A 17376-nucleotide genomic window follows, 5' to 3' on the forward strand; every position below is an offset into this window, starting at 1 on the left:
TGTCGAGGGGGCAGCCGGAGCGATGCCTCCCGCTCGGGCTAATCTCGGCTGGCGACGAGGGCATCCTCGATCGTGGCCGGATCGTATCCGGCATCCTCGAGCCCGCGGCGGACCTCCGCTTCGCCGGCTTCGCCGACGTCCCGGCCGTGCTGTCCGGTGCGCAGCGCTCGCGAGAGGCGATCGAGGTTGAAGCTCACGAACTCGGTCACCGGCTGAATGAAGTCCAATGGTCGCTCTCCTCTTCGATTGCTGCTCTGGAACGGGCCGAATGCGGCGCGGGCTCGAAGGCTCCCATCAGAAGTCGAGAATTGCCTGAGGCAAACCGGCCGTCGCCCGCGTTTGCAGCCGGCGCTTGGTGGTGCACCTCGTGATCAGGGGCGGTCCTCGGGCTGCCACGTCCACATCTGCGAGATGTGCAGTCGGAGGATCGCCGAGGCTTCGTCGACGCGCCCCTCACGGAGCGCGCGCGTGATCGCCCGATGCTGCTCGTTGGCACGATCGTAGGCCGCTCGAGGCTGCTCGGTCACTTGTACCGGCGGGGGCATTTCGTCGACGAGCAGCTGCACGATGCCCTCCGTCAGTTGATTGCCCGCCCGGCTCCGGTAGATCCGATGGAAGGCGAGGTCCGCCTGCTGCAGTTCCTCGAAGTCGGTCGAGGTATCCATCGTCAGCAGGTGGGCATCCATCTCCTTGAAGTCGGCCTCGGTGAGTAGCGGGGCGGCCTCGGCGAGGAGCGAGAGGTCCAGGTCGAGGCGCAACCGCACGGCATCGGCACGCATGCGCTCGCCCATGTTGAGTGCCAGGGCGATGTGCAGCACCTTCGGGTCGAGGAAGTTCCACTTCGAGGGTTCGCGCACGACGGTGCCCTCGCCCTGCCGGATCGTGACGAGACCGGCGGCCTCGAGGAACTTCACCGCCTCGCGGGCGACCGGTCGGCTGACACCGAACTCGCCGACGAGCTGCGGCTCTGGGGGGAGGAGTCCACGAACGGGGTATGTGCCAGAGATGATCCGCCGGACGAGTTCCTCCGACACGGCCGTGCTCAACCGGTTCGGCCGGTGCGCGCGGCGGGGCTCGCCCGTACGGCCCGCCGAGGCCGGCTGCGTCGATCGTGCGTCCGTCGGGGACTCGTCGCGCATTTCTCTGACGCCATCACGCTCGCTCACGTCTGCATCGTAGCTTGTCCATCAGACGTCAAACGTGTAACGTTCGATGTGTGCCGAATGGCGCGGAGAGCCTGCGAGAGAAGTGCGCGATGAAGATCACCCATGTCGAAGTCTGGACGGTATCGGTGCCTGCGCCGTCGCCGGCGTTCAAGTGGCGAGCCGGGCTCCCGTGCAGCGGTCCCGCGGGTGAGCGCGGCATCCTGCGGATCGGCACCGACACGGGCGCGTCGGGTGTGGCGTACGCCTCACGCCCGGGGAGCGCGCACATGCTGCGCGACCTCGTCGATCGCGTCTGGCGCGACGAGCTCGTCGGGCAGGATCCGCTCCAACGCGAGCATCTCTACCACCGAATCTGGGAGCTCGATCGGCTCGAAGAGTTCGCCCTGCCCTACCTCGGAACCGTGGATCTCGCGCTGTGGGACCTCGCCGCCCGTCACGCGGGTCTGCCGCTCTGGCAGTTCCTCGGCGGTGCGCGGACGCGGATCCCCGCCTACGCCTCGACGACGACGTTCGACGACGCCGAGGAGTTCCTCGCCGTCGCCGACCGGGCGCTGGAACTCGGCTACCCGGCGATCAAGTTGCATGCGTGGGGCGACGCCCGCCGGGATGCTGAACTGTGCCAGACGCTCCGAGACCACGTCGGCCCCGATGTGCCGCTCATGTACGACGGCTCCGCGGGATTCGATCTCCCCGACGCGATCCACGTCGGGCACGCCCTGTCCGATGCCGGCTACCTCTGGTACGAGGAGCCGATGCGGGAGTTCTCCATCTCCGCCTACTCGGCCCTCGGTCGCTCGGTTCGTGTACCACTCCTCTCGGCCGAGACCTCCGATGGCTCGTTCATGAACGCCGCCGACTTCGTGAGCGCGGGCGCGGCATCGTTCGGACTGCGAATCTCGTCGGAGCTGCGAGGCGGCATCTCGGGCGCGATGCGCACGGCGCATCTCGCGGACGCCTTCCGACTGCGTGCCGAACCGCACGGCATGGGCGAGCCGGAGCGGCACCTGTGCATGGCCGTAGGCAACGCCAGTTACTACGAGTCGCTCGTCACGCACCCCGGGTTCGAACGCAGCGACGGCATCGACGACGAGGGCTTCCTGTTGGCTCCAGTCGGCCCGGGCGTCTCGCTCCCGAGGACTCTCGACTACCCACGAGAGCTCGACGACTACGTGAACCCGGACCCGGTCTCGGTCTCGGTCGCCTGACGACGTCCGGATCGGTCCGGCGGTCAGGCTTCGGTCGGCTCCTCGGCCGAGAACAGCCGGTCGAGGATGGCGCCCTTGAACTGTCGTGCCGTGATGTCGACGTGCTCGGCCATGAGTGCGACGGCGAGTGCGGTGTTCCCTCCCGAGATCGCTCCGGCGATCGCGACATGCTGCTCCGCAGCGGCGGTAATCGAGCCGCCTGCGGTGCTGGCCAGCGCGATGACGCTGATCTGGCGCTGCAGGCGCTGCACCGAGGCGAGGCAGCCCAGCATGAACGTGTTCCCGGATGCCTCGCCGATCGCCCGATGGAAGGCCGAGTCCGCATCATTGAATGCCTCGAGGTCGCCGTCGGCGAGCTCCAGCGTCCGCGCGGCCGCCTCCTGGATCGCTCGGACCTGCGCCGGCGTGGCCCGCCGGGATGCAAGCTCAGTCGTGCCGAGCTCGACGAATCGCCGGAACTCGAAGATCTCGCCGACCTGGTCGGGATCGGTCGGCAGGAATCCGGACAGATCCGGACCCCACGGCGTCTCGGGCGGCCGTGCCACGTAGATGCCGCGACCGCGCTGCACCGAGAGTCGTCCGAGCGCCGAGAGGATCTTCACGGCTTCGCGCACGATGGTCCGCGACATCCCCACGATCTCCGCGAGGGAGGCCTCGGTGGGCAGCCGCGCGCCGGGAGGGAGTTCCTCGTCGACGATGTATTCGAGGATGCGCTCGGCCGCGATCTCGTATCCCGGCCGGTACGTCGACGCCGGCGGTGGCGCGCCCGGGGCGGACTCTGCGAAACCTGCCACCCTGATTCTCCTTCGTGAAGACCGACGCGCAGAGCCTACAACAGGGGGAACACCGACCCGGGCGCAGTACGGGAGTTCCGAAGGGAACACCCGGCGCCGCTCGCGAGAGCGACGCCGGGTGCGAATACCGCGCAGGGCCTCAGGCCGAGGAAGCGACTTCGGAAGCCCTGCGCGGAGTCATCGAACGGTGACCACGGCGGTGGCTTTCGCCGACGTTCCCGCGATCGTTCCCTCGACCCTGAACCAGCCGGGCTCGGCGACATCGTCCGCCGTCACCGGCTCCCAGTCGACCGAGACCGCCTCGACCGTGCCGTCCGAGTAGACCGCGTCGACCTGGGCGGGCAGCGAGGGGAGCTGTCCGACGGTAGTCTCGACGACCGCATCGACGGTGTCGACGACGGCTCGCTCATCACCGGCTTCGTAGACCTGGAACTCGACCAGACCGCACTCGCCGCCGCCGGCCACGTTGTCGTAGGTCTTATCCGGGTCGATCGTGAACTTGACCCAAGAGGTGGTGATCGGCGAGTCGAACGTCACGATGTTGTCGGGGTTGCCCTCCCACTCGATGTCCGTGACCATCCGGCTGCCGCCCTCCCATTCGAGGAGGCCTTCGCCCGCGTGGTCGACGAGCGAGCCGCGGTCGACCAAGTTGATCCGGTCGATCCGGATCGGGTCGTCGAAGCGGAGCGTGATCGACGGCGTGGCATCCGCCTTCTTCGCCGCCCACTGCGTCGACCTGCTGCCGTCCGTCGCCATCGTTCCCACGTAGCGCGAGTCCTGGTCGTCGCCGTTCGGCGCCCCCGAGCGACTGCGGACCGAGGACGTCGTCACCTCGGCGAGCCCGGAGACGTTGGTTCCTGCGACGCGCACCGTCTCCGTGTTGGAGCGAACCGTCACGCCGTTCAGCGTCACCACGGCTTCGATCGTGGCCTCGAAGGGCGCGGTGACCGGCTCGGCCAACACGATCACATCGCTGCCCGGCACACGCTGCAGCCGGTCGTCGCTGAGGACGTACTCGACGTCAGCCTCGGCCAGGTTCGCCGTCGCGCCGGTGTCCAGCATCCCCTCGAGTCGGGCGACTGCTGGTGCCCCGGTCGTCACCTCGTTCTTGTCGAGGTCGAGCTTCGCCGACGTGAGGAACGTCGGCACGGAGATGCGTCCGGACCCGTCGACGTCCAGGTAGAGGTAATCGCTGGCGCGGTACCCGTTCCGTTCGGCCGTCACCGTAACTTTGACCCGTCCTTCCGAGACCGCGGTGACGAGTCCGCGGGCATCCACCGACGCGATGGCCTGGTCGCTGCTCGTGAAGGTCATCGTGCTGCCGGTGAGGTCGAGCTCCTCGTCGAGGAACGATCGTGCCTCGACTCCGATGGTCGCGGTGCTGCCGTCACCGGCGACCTCCGCATCGACGTCGAGAGCGCCGAGCTGGGTCAGGTCCCGCAGAGAATGGACCTGCGCCTCGAGGAGGTCGATCGGTGCACCATCCTGGCCGCCCTCCGGGAAGGAGACCCGCACGTACCGCGCGGGGACGCTGGCGTGCTCGGGGTCGACCGCGTAGTCGTAGTAGTTCCCCTCCTGCTCCCAGCCGTACAGTGTGGTTTCGTTCTTCGGAACCGCCTTGGTATTCCGTGAGGTCGGCAGCCCGCCTCCGGACAACTCCGTCGTCTCAGTCCCGGTCGTCCAGTCCGTGCCATCCATGCTGTACTCGATCTTCACCGCCTTCGGCACGTTGGTGTAGGTGACGTTGTCGGCGTTGGGCATGTGGTGGTTGAAGAACAGGTTCACGCGAGTGAGCTCCTGCGGCGTCTTCAGGTCGTACGTCAGGCTGCCGGATTGTCCAGCCGGGACGACCCACTTCGATGTGGCGTTGCCGCCGCGCTCGTCGTTGATGATTCCATCAGAGAGACGCTCGGCGTGCTCAGTGTCGGTGGAGACCTCCGGCTGGATGCCGGCGGTCGCGTTCGCGTCCGGGCGGATGGTGACGAAGTTGCGGGTCGACGTGTAGGTCTGCCCGTTCACGACGACGTCGGCCCAATAGCTGAACATCGTCGGCTTCTGGACACCGGTCGTGACCTGCAGGCTGCCGTCCGTCACGACGAACGGCACCTTGTCGGCCGGCACCTCCGTGATCGCGATCTTGCCCGACGGGATGTTCCGGCGTCCGTCGACGGTCGCGTAGTGGTAGGTCACCTCCGAGGGCTTCAGGATGTCGATGGATCCGCCCTTCTCGGTGTAGCCGTCGAACGTCACGGGCGACTGCTCGCGGGCGCCCAGCTCCTTCCAGAACTGCGCGCCGCCGGTCGACAACTCGACCCCGACGAGCGGGAGCTTCGGCGAGATCACGCCGTCGCGCACGACGACCGGGTAGGTGTCGGTCTTCACCTGTGGGTCGTGCACGCCGTCCTTGTACGTCGCAGTGACGGTGATCGTCGCAGTGCCGTCGCCGACGGCCTTGACGTTGCCGGCCGCACCGCTCGGCTTCGCCACGGACGGGTTATCGCTCGTGTACGCGAGCTTCGCCGGGGCGAGGACGTTGGTGTACCCGTTGAGGTAGCTCTCGGCCCGGAGCTTCAGCATGCGCGGCGTCTCCTGGCTGCTGAAGAGCTTGACGCTCGTCAGCTTGTAGTCGCGCGTCTTGTCCTTCGTGGTGACCTTGATGACGGTGTCGATGGGGTCGGCGGAGACCTCCGAGGTGTCGATCGTCACGAAGTAGTCATCGCCGACCTTCGAGCTCGTGAACGGGAGCGACTCGCCCTCGTTCAGCCATTCCACCTTCGCGACGGGGTGCGTGAAGGGGCCGATGTCGCTCAGCCGGTCCTCACCGGAGAAGCCGGACTTGGCCGTACCCTTGATCTGGTTCTGGATCAGGTGGAGATACACGAACTGGTCGCGCGACATCGCGTAGCCCCAGTCGGGTCCCTGTCCGAATGCGATCGCCTTCTGCGGGTCCTCGAACCAGCCGGGCTCGAGCTCGTAGTCGAGGGCGTACGGCGTGGTGCCGTACAGCGACTCTCGCAGGTCGGGACCGCCGGGGTTGTCCATCCAGTTGACGATGCCGGCGCGCATGTCCGACAGCTGCTGCGACGAGATCGGCACCATCGAGAAGATGTTGTCGTTGTCGAGGTTGCTGCTCAGGTTGTCCATGCCGCGGGTGACCGTGATCGACGAGTCGTAGTTCATGACGTAGCCGTGGCCGTACTGGTTGATCAGCTCCTTCGTCGCCTCGCGCCAGTCGTCACGCTCGTTGCCGCCGGCGTACTGCGTCCAGACGTCGAGTGCGGTCGTGTACGGGTCGTTCCACTCCTCATGGGCGGTCTTGCGGCCCTGCTCGAGGATCCCGTTCCGCCAGTGGTTGTCCTGGTACGGCTCGCTGTTCCAGAACGGCCGTTCGTGGAGCGTGATGTCCTGGTCGCCGGTCTGGGCGTTCGGGTTCGCGTCGATCAGGACGCGATCGTTGAAGTTGCGCGCGGAGCTCCAGGCCACGTCGGTGTTCGAGTACGACTCCGGCCCGCCGTCCGCGAAGAGATATGACGGGTCGTACTTCGCCACGAGGCCCTGGATGTCGCTCTCGAGGATCTCGCGTCCTTCGTAGAGGGACGAGAGGTAGACACCGAACCTCAGCCCGTAACGCTCGGCGGCATCCTTGGCCTGCTGCACCCGGTCCTTCACGTGCCACGTGCCGTCGGCGGCCTGCCCGAGGGCGTTGTACTTGAAGAGCTTGTTGCCGTTGTCGGGGGTGAGGTTCGCGTTCGGGGACGGCCAGTAGTAGACGGTGTTCTGGATGGTCTCCGTGGAGAGCATCGTCATGCCCATCTGCTTGGCCGTCCGAGCCCACTCGTCATAGTTGTAGTTCGGGTCGTACAGGTTCGGCATGGTGCCCGTCGTGTGCGACAGCGCGGACATCTTGCCGTCGATGAACCAGTCCACCGGGTTGCGCTTCACCGTGATGGTGAACTCCTTGGTAGCCGTGGCGCCTTCGGCGTCCTTGGCCTCAACCGTGAAGGTGTAGTCCTGCGCGCCATCGCCCTGGGCGCCGTCCTCGACGGTGCCCTCGAGGTGGCCGTCGGAGTCCAGCGTCAGGCCGGGCGGGAGCTCGCCGTCGGCGACGGACCAGGAGTACCCCGGCGCGCCTCCGGCTGCCTGGAACGTGAAGGGCGACGCTTGCGGGGCGATCCCACTCGTGTTCCGCTTGCCGTCGAGCGTGGCCGTCATGGCGACGTACGGGTTCTCGTCGTAGGCGTAGGGGAGGACGTTGCCCGGGTAGTCATTCGCCGGGACATCGGCGTTCCGCTTCTCGAATGCCGTCTCGTCGATGTCGAGGCCGCTCGTGACGATGCTCACCTCCTCGGTGCTGCCGATGGACGCCGAGTACGTCAGGTCGGGCACCTCGTTGCCGCTGGCATCGGAGACGCGCGAGTAGAAGCCGAGGAAGTTCTTGTTCGAGCCCGGGTTCTTGTGCTGGATCTCGATGACGAGCTCGTTCCATCCCGCCTTGAGCTCGACGGCATATCGGGCGCCGGATTTGCTCACTCGGCTGGCCGTGGTGTTCTGGGCGCCCACCTGGGCGTCGTTGGCGTACGCCTTGTAGACGCCGGAGCCGCCGATCTGCCACTGCACCGTCCGAGCGGTCGGGCTGTACACGTAGCTCGCCGCCAGGACCCATTTGTCGAGTGTGGGCCGGCCCTGCTTGACGTCGAAGTATCCCATCAGGTCGTTGTAGTCGTCGTAGTTCCGGTTGAAGATCCGGTCGTCGAAGTACTGCCACGTCGATTTCTCCGCACCGCCCGGAGCGACGAGCTCCGCCCCCAGCGCGGGGTCCACCGTGACCGTCGCGCCGGCGAGGATCGGGTTCGTGAACGGCCCCGAGACGAGCCATTGGTTCACGTACGGCGCCGAGCCGGAGGTCTGCATGGCGAGTGCCGACCCGGTCGGCACGATCGCCGCCGTGGTCGCTATCGCTGCGGCGGCGAGGGCGCCGGCTGCTCCGCGCCGGATCGTTCGCAATCTCTTCATTCCCGTTGCGTCCTTCTCTTCATCGAGGTTGGCGGTTTCTCGTCGCTGCGGAAGCGCCTCGGCGACCGGGGCGCGCTCATGGCGACCATCGAGGGAGATAGCTGAGCAGCAGCCGACCGCGTCGCGAACGAGGTGCGCTCGCTTCCCTCGGGTAGCCGATGTTTAGGAAACATCGACCATCAAACGGGGATTAGATCAGATGTTCAGGTAGGCCGCAACCCTCCTCTCTTGAGATAGCCCTCGCAATTCCGGGTGGATCGCCGAGCGACGACAATCAAGAGCGCTCAGATGAATCTGATACATTGGCATCGAAAGGGCGCCGCCCCAACATGCCCAATCCCCGCGCACCGCCGCGCCGGGAGCCGCCTTGGCGACGCCTGCGCCGACTAGGCTTCTGGGACGATGAACGCACGATCAGGCAAAGAGCGCACGCGAGTGACCCTTCGCGAGGTTGCGGCCCACGCAAGGGTCTCGGTCGCGACGGCGTCGTACGTGCTATCCGGTGCCGAGCAGGAGGGTGCGCGCTATTCGGACGAGACCGCGGAGCGGGTGCGGCAGTCTGCTCTCGAGCTCCAGTACCTGCCGAACCGCATGGCCCGATCGGTCCGAACGGGTCGCACGCGGGTCATCCAGCTCGTGTTGCACATGCTGGGCGACCCGTGGACCTTGAGCCTCGCAGAGGCGTTCACCCAACGTGCGCCTGAATATGGTCTGACAACGCTGATCGCGATGGATTCAGACTTCGCTTCCGCGCTCGCGAGGAGTGAGTTCGACGCGGCGTTCGTGGCCGCTGCCGGTGCGACGGAGTCGACTCAATGGCGGGATGCGCTGGGTCCTGTGGCTCGCAAGGTCGCCGTATATGCATCGGATCTCGAGCCTGACGGCTTCGACGTCATTCGGTTCGATGAGCGCCGCGCGGCGCGCATGGCAGTCGAGCACCTGATCGAGCGGCATCGCGCGATCGCTATCCTCTCGGCTGTGTCCGGAGCGGATGAGCCGAACGGCGGGGCTCGGCGGCAGGTGTTCGTCGCAACGATGGAGGCAGCTGGGTTGCCGATTCCCGAGGGCTACATCGTCGAATACGAGAAGGATCTGCTCGACCCGTACCGAGCCGCGCGAAAACTGTTCGACCGGTCGGATCCGCCAACTGCGGTATTTGCGGAGGCTGATTTCGCGGCTTTTGCCGCGATGCAGACCGCTCGTGAGCTTGGCCTCCGCGTGCCGGAGGATGTCGCGATCATCAGTATCGGCGACTCCCGTCAGGCGGAGCAGTCAGGTATTTCTTCGATCGGCGCGCTGGAAATGCGCGCACAGATCGTCGACTTCGTGTTGGCCAGGGCCTTGGATCCCGACACGCCTGCTGACCGCGTGCTCGAGCTCGCACCGGCGCTCTTTGCGCGTCGGTCCACGCTGGCCGAATAGGGGACTTGACAGCCGGCGGTGGTTCTTGTTGAATCTAGCCGAAACGTTTAAGCAGGTCCCCCTCCTGCGGATATCGCTGTCGCATCGTTGCGGCGGAAAGGAAACGTCATGCAATCACGAAAGTCCCGGTACGGCGTGGGTGCACTCGCGCTCCTCGCGGGCTCGTCCCTGCTCCTCGCCGGATGCTCCGCCGCCACAGGAAGCACATCCGGCGATGAACCGGTCACGCTGAACTACACGATCTGGGATCAGAACCAGGAGCCGGCGCTGCGGGACGCGGCGGACGCGTTCGAAGAGGCGAACCCGAACGTCACCGTCGACATCACCGTCATCCCCTCGGCCGACTACTGGACGAAGATCCAGACGCAGCTCTCGGCTGACTCGGGTCCGGATGTCTTCTGGGTGAATGGTCCGAACTTCCAGCTCTACGCGTCGAACGACCAGCTCGCCCCCCTCGATGACACAGGGATCGACACCGCGGACTACCCGAGCTCGCTCGTCGACCTGTACTCCTTCGACGGCAAGCTCTACGGCGCTCCCAAGGACTACGACACCATCGGCGTTTACTACAACAAGGCGCTCTTCGACAAGGCTGGGATCGAGTACCCGGCCGAGGGGTGGACGTGGGACGACTTCGTCACCGCCGCCGAGAAGATCACCGATCCGGCCGCAGGCGTGTACGGCACCGCCGCCGCCCCGTATGGGCAGATGACCTACTACAACACCGTCTTCCAAGCCGGCGGAGAAGTTCTGACCGACGACGGAACGAAGTCGGGAATGGACACACCGCAAGCGGCGGAGGGCGTGCAGCTCTGGGTCGACCTGATCGAGAAGGGCGCCTCGCCCACCCTGCAGCAGCTGACCGACACCTGGCCGGGTGACACCTTCAGCTCGGGGAAGATGGGCATGTTCTTCGACGGTTCGTGGGCGGCCGGGACCTACAGCTCGGCCGAGGCGATCAAGGACGTCGTCGGTGTCGCGCCCCTGCCCGAGGGCCCGGAGAGCAGCACGTCGGTCATTCACGGTCTGGCCAACGCGGCTTCCGCCAGCTCGAAGAACGTCGAATGGGCGAAGAAGCTCGCCGTGTTCCTCAGCGGGGAGGAGGCCGCGGACATCCAGGCTGAGACCGGCACGGTCATCCCGGCGTACAACGGCACCCAGCAGGCCTGGGTGGACGCGCTGCCGACGATCGATGCGCAGATCTTCCTCGACGAAGTCGCCGACGCGACCCCGCTGCCGATCTCCGAGAACACCTCGGCTTGGATGCCTATCGAGGAGAAGTACATCAAGGAGATCTTCTCCGGGCAGGTCGACACCGAGAGCGGTCTGGCCGCGATGGCCGAGGAGATCGACGCCAAGCTCGCCGAGGAGTGAGATTCGCATGACGGACATCCTCATCGAGGAGGCCGCCCCGGGCGCTGCGGCGAAGCAGCGCCCGGGGGTCCGGGTCGCGGCGGCGAGGCGACGGCCGCCAGGCCGCAACCGGGCTTGGTGGGCATTGCTGTTCATCGGTCCGGCGGGATTGGGACTCTTCGTCTTCTACCTCTGGCCGATCGTGCGGGGAATCTATCTGTCGTTCCAGAAGGTCGGCCCGTTCGGCGGTGAGACCTTCGCGGGGCTGGAGAACTTCATCACGGCCTTCCAGGAACCGGACCTCGCACGAGCGCTCGTCAACACCCTGCTGTACGCAGGGATCGCCTTGCTTGGGATTCCCATCGCCATGGTCGTCGCCGTCCTCCTGAACACGCGCGGGCTCAAGTTCCGAGGCCTGTTCCGGGTCATGTTCTTCATCCCGGTCGTGACGATGCCCGTCGCTGTCGCGCTGGTCTGGCGACTGCTGTTGAACGTCGACTACGGTGTCGTCAACCTGACCCTCGAGGCCGTGGGGCTGCCTGGCGTCGCCTGGCTCTCGACGCCGTGGGTGAACATCGTCATCCTCTCGGTGATCGGCATCTGGATGGCGCTCGGCACCCAGATCATCATCTTGACTGCTGGGCTTCAGGGCATTCCCGAGTCAATCCTCGAGGCCGCTGAACTCGACGGGGCCGGGCCGATTCGCCGCTTCTGGTCGATCATCGCCCCGATGCTCTCGCCGACGACATTCTTGCTCTGCGTCTTGAGCGTGATCGCGTCGATGCAGGTGTTCGATCTCGTGTATCTGATGATCGACCGGATATCGAACCCCGCCTTCGCCCAGTCGAAGACGCTCGTCTACCTCTTCTACGAGAAGGGCTTCATCCAGCACGACCTCGGCGAAGCTGCGGCAATCGCCTGCATCCTGCTGCTCATCATTCTCGCGCTGAGCGCCATTCAATTCCTGCTACAGCGGAAGTGGGTCCACTATGAGTGACACCGCTGCACTCACGACGCCCCGCGGCGCCACTGCGCAGTCGCGCCGGGCTGGCGGATCAGCCAAGCGATCGCTCGCTTGGACCTACGCCCTGCTGATCGCCGGATCGATCATCATGGTGTTCCCGTTCGTCTGGGAGATCCTGACGTCGTTCAAGACCGTCTCCGGTGCCGCCTCAGTGCCGCCGCAAATCATCCCCGACCCGATTACGCTGCGTGCGTACGAGAAGGTTTTCGACACGCTGCCGTTCTGGACGCTCCTCGGCAACTCGGTCTTCCTCACCGTGCTCCGTACGGCCGGTCAGGTGATCCTGTGCACGATGGCGGGGTACGGGTTCGCCCGATTCTCGTTCCCGGGCAAGAACGTCCTGTTCATCGCGTTCCTTGCGGTGCTGATGGTGCCCGGACAGCTGTTCATCCTCCCGCAGTACGAAATCATCCAGGGGCTCGGACTCATCGGGACAATTACCGGTATCGCCATTCCCGGACTGTTCAGCGTGTTCGGCACGTTCCTGCTGCGTCAGTTCTTCCAGTCGCTGCCGCAGGACATGGAGGAAGCGGCGCGCCTCGACGGTGCCAACGAATGGCAGATCTTCTGGCACGTCATGCTGCCGCTCGCGAAGCCCGGGATCATCGCGCTGACCGTTCTGACTGCGCTCTGGTCGTGGAACGACCTGCTCTGGCCGCTGGTCGTCTCCGGCAACGTCAACTCGATGCCGTTGAGCGTCGGGCTCAGCCTGCTCACCGACCTTCGCCTGAAGGACGACGCACTCCTGATGGCGGGCGCGCTGCTGAGCTCCCTGCCGATGATCATCGTCTTCCTCGTGCTGCAGCGGCAGTTCATCCAAGGCATCGCCTTCACCGGTTCGAAAGGATAACCAACAGCAATGGAAAACACGCGGATGCCGGTGGGCGTCATCGGCTTCGGGGTCCGGGCCCTCCTCACCGAGGAGCTCGCCGCGAGGCCCGACGTCGACATCAGGGCGATTTGCGATCCGTCCGAACGCGCTCGCCTTCGTGCGGCCGAACAGTTCCCCGACGCGATCGTGACCGCCGACCTCGATGAGCTGCTCGCCGCCGGCGTTGAGGCGGTATTCGTGCTGACGCCCGACCACACCCACGCCGAGGTCGTCGTCCGCTGCCTCACCGCCGGGGTCCCAGTTTTCTGCGAGAAGCCGTTCGCGACGTCGATCGACGACGCCGACCACATGCTCGAACTCGCGCGCTCGACCGGTACACGCCTGTACCTCGGTCACAACATGCGGCACATGCCCGTCATCAGACTCATGCGCGAGATCATCCAGTCGGGCCGCATCGGTGAGGTGAAGGCGATCTGGTGCCGCCATTTCGTCGGCAACGGCGGCGACTACTACTTCAAGGACTGGCACGCCGAACGATCCCGGGCGAACTCACTGCTCCTACAGAAGGGAGCGCACGACATCGATGTGATCCACTGGCTCGCCGGCGGCTACTCGGAGCGGGTCTCCGGAATGGGCGGACTCACCGTCTACGGCGACCCGCGTCTGCAGGGCGCGCGCGAGGGCGAGATGATGACCGACTGGATCAGCACCGATAACTGGCCGCCCACCACCCAGACGGGAATCAGTCCGCGTGCGGACGTCGAAGACCTCTCGATGGTCACGATGCAGCTGGACAACGGCGTGTTCGCGACCTACCAGCAGTGCCACTACACCCCCGACTACTGGCGCAATTACACCGTGATCGGCACGGAAGGGCGCCTGGAGAACATCGGCGACGGACCCGACGGCGTCGTCAACATGTGGACGAGGCGTCACGCCGGGTACGCCGCGCCGGACGAGGTGATCCCAGTGCCCGAGGCGATCGGATCGCACGGCGGCGCCGACCCCCTGCTGCTCGACGAGTTCCTCCGCTTCGTGCGCGATGGAGGAACGACGGAGACTTCACCGATCGCCGCTCGGCAGGCCATCGCGGTCGGCGTGCTCGCCGCGGAGTCGCTGCGGGGCGACCAGGGCGCTCGCAGTGTACCGGCGCTCGCGTCTGACCTGGTTCGGTACTTCGACGACGGTCAGCCGGACTCCCGCGGCGCGGGCAGCGCGGTAACCGTGACCGCGGGCGGCTGAGGATGCAGCGACACGGATCAGTGATCCGCCTTCGCCCAGAGCACGAGCAGGAGTACCTCGCGCTGCACCGTGCCGCCTGGCCCGCGGTGCTCGAGCAGATCACGAGAAGCAACATCACGAATTACTCGATCTTCCTCCGCGACGGCATGCTGTTCTCCTACTTCGAGTACACGGGCGACGACTTCGACCGCGACATGGCGGCCATGGCCGCCGACCCCGAGACGCAGCGCTGGTGGGAATTGTGCGAGCCGTGCCAGGAGCCGCTCCAGAGTGCGACCGGAGCAGAGCACTGGGCGACGATGGCGGAGGTCTTCCACCATGCCTGATCTGCCTACCGGACTCGGTTCGCTCGGATTCGGCGCGGCACAGCTTGGCAACCTGTACCGCGCGGTGGACGACGCGGCGAGTCGTGCAGCCGTCGACGCGGCGTGGGGACACGGCATCCGCTACTTCGACACGGCCCCGCACTACGGGTTGGGACTCTCCGAGCGCCGGCTCGGCGCCGCGCTCGCCGATCGCCCCCGCGGCGAGTACCTGCTCTCGACCAAGGTCGGTCGGGTCCTCCGGCCGAATCCCGACTACCACGCAGGCGAGATGGACGGCGAGGGATTCGTCGTGCCCGCGACCATGCGACGCGAGTGGGATTTCTCGCGTGACGGCATTCTGCGCTCGTTCGAGTCGAGCCTCGAACGCCTCGGCACCGACCGGATCGACATCGTCTACCTGCACGACCCCGACGAGCACTGGGAGGCCGCCTCCACGACCGGAATCGAGACCCTCATCGAACTTCGCGACGAGGGGGCGGTCGGCGCCGTCGGCGTGGGGATGAACCAGTCGCCCATGCCCGCCCGGTTCGTGGCCGAATGCGACATCGATGTTGTAATGCTCGCGGGGCGGTATACGCTGCTCGATCAGGCTGCGCTCGACGACTTGCTGCCGGCCGCGCTGGAGCGCGGGATCGCCGTGGTCGCGGCCGGGGTGTACAACTCCGGCATCCTCAGCTCCGCGCACGTCTCCGACGAGGCCGCCTTCGATTACGCCACGGCCCCGCACGACCTCGTCGAGCGTGCGCGGGCGATCGCCCGCGCCGCGAACTCTCACGGCACGACGCTGCCGGAGGCGGCCGCGCGCTTTCCGTTCACCCATCCGGCCGTGTGCAGCGTCGTGCTGGGCATGCGCACCGCGAGCCAGGTGGCCGAGGGCGTTGCACGCGTGCGTGCCGAACTGCCGCAGGCACTTTGGGCCGAGCTCATCGCGGCCGGGCTCATCGACCAGCGCTGCGCCCAGGCGAAGACCCATCCACTCGAAGGAGTCCACCTGTGAAGTTCTCACGTCTCGGCCCTCCCGGAGCCGAAATCCCAGTCGTCCACCACGACGGTCGCGTTCTCGACCTCCGGCCGATCACGGCCGACATCGATGCGGCCTTCCTCGCGTCCGACCCCGTGGCGCGTGTCCGCGACGCGGTCGTTCGCAACAGGCTCGAGGTGCTCGAGGACGCTGCGGATCGTCGTGTCGGAGCGCCGATCGCCAGGCCGGGCAAACTCGTCTGCGTAGGCCTGAACTACGCGGGTCACGCTCGCGAGACGGGGGCCGACATCCCCAACGAGCCCGTCGTCTTCCTCAAAGCCTCGGACACGGTCATCGGACCGTACGACGACATCCTGATCCCGCGGGGATCCGTCAAGACCGACTGGGAGGTCGAACTCGGGGTCGTGATCGGGCGCACGGCGAGGTACCTCGACGATGACGAAGACCCGCTCGATCACGTCGCCGGATACGTCGTCTCGCACGACGTGTCGGAGCGAGAGTTCCAGCTCGAGCGCGGCGGTCAGTGGACGAAGGGCAAGAGCTGCGAGACCTTCAATCCGCTCGGGCCCTGGCTCGTGACCGCCGACGAGGTGGCTGATCCGCAGGCTTTGCGGCTCTCGCTCAGCGTCAACGGGTGGACGAGACAGGACAGCTCGACGGATGACATGATCTTCTCGGTGGCCGAGATCATCCGATACTTGAGCCGATTCATGGTCCTCCACCCTGGCGACCTGATCAACACGGGGACCCCGGCCGGTGTCGCGCTCGGCATCGAGGGCAATCCCTACCTCCGCGCGGGCGACGTCGTCGAACTCGAGATCGACGGTCTCGGTTCTGCGCGGCAGCCGGTGGTGCAGGCGTGAGCGCCGGGTCCGGGGCGGGGGTCGCCGGCCTCCGGGTCGTCGTGACCGGTGGGCTGTCCGGCATCGGCCGGTCGACCGTCCTCGCGTTCCAGGAAGCCGGTGCCCACGTTGGCATCCTCGACATCGGCGACGACCAGCCGCCGGCCGGTTCGATCCACCGCGACGCCGACGTCCGTGACCGGCAGCAGGTGACGCGGGCGGTCGACGAACTCGCCTCCGAGCTTGGTGGGCTCGATGTGCTGATCAATAACGCAGGGGTGAGCGCCGTCGGCTCCGTCGCCGACAACTCGGACGAGGACTGGGCACGCGTGCTCGACATCAACGTCACCGGGGTAGCTCGGGTCAGCGCCGCCGCGCTGCCGTACCTGCGCGAGTCGGATGCCGCGGCCATCGTGAACCTCTGCTCCGTCGCGGCACTGAACGGATTGCCGCAGCGAGCGCTGTATGCAGCGACCAAGGGGGCGGTCCTCTCGCTCACGTTCGCGATGGCGACCGACCACGTGCTCGAGGGGATCCGAGTGAACTGTGTGCGCCCGGGCACAGTGTCGGGGCCGTTCGTCGATCGAATGCTCCAGCGCTTCCCGGACCCTGAGGCCGAGCGCCGCGCCCTCGACGCGCGCCAGGCGACGGGGCGGATGGTGACTCCGGAGGAGGTCGCCGCGGCCATCGTCTATTTGTCCGGCCGCGAAGCCCGTTCGATCACGGGCACCGCACTCGACGTCGACGGCGGTATTACACACCTGCGGGTACGTCGCGACGTTCAGGCGTCCAGCTGAGGTCAGGTTAGCCCGTCGGCCCGTCGGCCCGTCGGCCCGCTGCGCCGACGGCCGTCTGCTCGTCGCCCGAATGTCGTCGGGCCTGCGCTTGCATCTCTGCGACTCCAGTTCAGGACTGCCGACGTCCGTATCGAGCCGCTGTTTCGAGAGCTTCGGCCCAGCGCAGGCGGCAGGTGAGCGTACGACTTCGGTGAGCTGCCCGCCGAGTCCGCGTGTGCCAGTCGGGGAGTGAGGGTTGAGCGAAGCGGTGTTGGCGGCGAGATGAGCGCTCCGATCGCACCTCTGTGAGCGCCGCCCGCCTCAGTCGATCGACATCACGCAGGCTCGGGTGCTGTTGAGCCATCCTCCTCGACCGCCTCTCGCGCAACACATCCGCGT

The 17376-nt window shown here is 66.6% G+C and carries 14 protein-coding genes; 10 read left to right on the forward strand and 4 right to left on the reverse strand.

Annotated features, from left to right (window positions below):
• Window positions 1–38: 38 nt before the first annotated feature.
• Together AC3RJ6_RS03805 and AC3RJ6_RS03810 are read right to left on the reverse strand one after the other, a co-directional pair.
• Window positions 39–209 carry a hypothetical protein gene (locus AC3RJ6_RS03805; protein ID WP_491425537.1) on the reverse strand — a complete coding sequence of 57 codons (171 nt, stop codon included), beginning with the start codon at window positions 207–209 and terminating at the stop codon, window positions 39–41.
• Window positions 210–371: 162 nt separating this feature from the next.
• The gene (locus AC3RJ6_RS03810; RefSeq protein ID WP_491425538.1) at window positions 372–1166 is read right to left on the reverse strand and encodes a FadR/GntR family transcriptional regulator; all 795 of its coding nucleotides are present in this window, start codon (window positions 1164–1166) and stop codon (window positions 372–374) included.
• An 89-nt stretch (window positions 1167–1255) separates the two neighbouring features.
• Between AC3RJ6_RS03810 and AC3RJ6_RS03815 the strand changes: the two genes are divergently transcribed.
• Complete coding sequence (locus tag AC3RJ6_RS03815) at window positions 1256–2371, forward strand: enolase C-terminal domain-like protein (protein WP_491425539.1); 1116 nt, start codon at window positions 1256–1258, stop codon at window positions 2369–2371.
• 23 nt (window positions 2372–2394) lie between these two features.
• Here AC3RJ6_RS03815 and AC3RJ6_RS03820 read toward each other — a convergent pair whose 3' ends face one another.
• Both AC3RJ6_RS03820 and AC3RJ6_RS03825 read right to left on the reverse strand, forming a co-directional pair.
• A complete protein-coding gene (locus AC3RJ6_RS03820) occupies window positions 2395–3165 on the reverse strand; it encodes a FadR/GntR family transcriptional regulator (RefSeq protein WP_491425540.1) in 771 nt (256 codons plus the stop codon).
• A gap of 177 nt (window positions 3166–3342) precedes the next feature.
• Complete coding sequence (locus tag AC3RJ6_RS03825) at window positions 3343–8178, reverse strand: Ig-like domain-containing protein (RefSeq protein ID WP_491425541.1); 4836 nt, start codon at window positions 8176–8178, stop codon at window positions 3343–3345.
• Between the two features lie 402 nt (window positions 8179–8580).
• On the opposite strand from AC3RJ6_RS03825, the gene AC3RJ6_RS03830 reads away from it, so the two are divergent.
• The 9 genes from AC3RJ6_RS03830 (at window position 8581) to AC3RJ6_RS03870 (ending at window position 16998) form a co-directional block, all read left to right on the forward strand.
• Window positions 8581–9600, forward strand: coding sequence for a LacI family DNA-binding transcriptional regulator (locus tag AC3RJ6_RS03830; RefSeq protein ID WP_491425542.1), 1020 nt, complete (start codon window positions 8581–8583; stop codon window positions 9598–9600).
• A 108-nt stretch (window positions 9601–9708) separates the two neighbouring features.
• Window positions 9709–10974: an ABC transporter substrate-binding protein gene (locus tag AC3RJ6_RS03835; RefSeq protein ID WP_491425543.1), complete on the forward strand. Its 1266-nt coding sequence runs from the start codon at window positions 9709–9711 to the stop codon at window positions 10972–10974.
• Between the two features lie 7 nt (window positions 10975–10981).
• Complete coding sequence (locus tag AC3RJ6_RS03840; protein WP_491425544.1) at window positions 10982–11950, forward strand: carbohydrate ABC transporter permease; 969 nt, start codon at window positions 10982–10984, stop codon at window positions 11948–11950.
• Window positions 11943–12827, forward strand: a complete 885-nt coding sequence (locus AC3RJ6_RS03845) for a carbohydrate ABC transporter permease (protein ID WP_491425545.1) — start codon at window positions 11943–11945, stop codon at window positions 12825–12827. Before AC3RJ6_RS03840 ends, AC3RJ6_RS03845 begins: the two co-directional genes overlap by 8 nt.
• Window positions 12828–12836: 9 nt before the next feature.
• Window positions 12837–14051: a Gfo/Idh/MocA family protein gene (locus AC3RJ6_RS03850; RefSeq protein WP_491425546.1), complete on the forward strand. Its 1215-nt coding sequence runs from the start codon at window positions 12837–12839 to the stop codon at window positions 14049–14051.
• Window positions 14052–14071: 20 nt separating this feature from the next.
• A complete protein-coding gene (locus tag AC3RJ6_RS03855; protein WP_491425547.1) occupies window positions 14072–14377 on the forward strand; it encodes an L-rhamnose mutarotase in 306 nt (101 codons plus the stop codon).
• Window positions 14322–15374 (forward strand): aldo/keto reductase, encoded by a 1053-nt coding sequence (locus tag AC3RJ6_RS03860; RefSeq protein WP_491425548.1) that lies wholly within the window; start codon window positions 14322–14324, stop codon window positions 15372–15374. The genes AC3RJ6_RS03855 and AC3RJ6_RS03860 overlap by 56 nt, the downstream gene beginning before the upstream one ends.
• A complete protein-coding gene (locus AC3RJ6_RS03865; protein WP_491425549.1) occupies window positions 15371–16222 on the forward strand; it encodes a fumarylacetoacetate hydrolase family protein in 852 nt (283 codons plus the stop codon). Before AC3RJ6_RS03860 ends, AC3RJ6_RS03865 begins: the two co-directional genes overlap by 4 nt.
• Window positions 16219–16998 carry an SDR family NAD(P)-dependent oxidoreductase gene (locus AC3RJ6_RS03870; protein WP_491425550.1) on the forward strand — a complete coding sequence of 260 codons (780 nt, stop codon included), beginning with the start codon at window positions 16219–16221 and terminating at the stop codon, window positions 16996–16998. Before AC3RJ6_RS03865 ends, AC3RJ6_RS03870 begins: the two co-directional genes overlap by 4 nt.
• Window positions 16999–17376: the final 378 nt, after the last annotated feature.

It is taken from the genome of Agromyces cucurbitae (assembly GCF_058349945.1).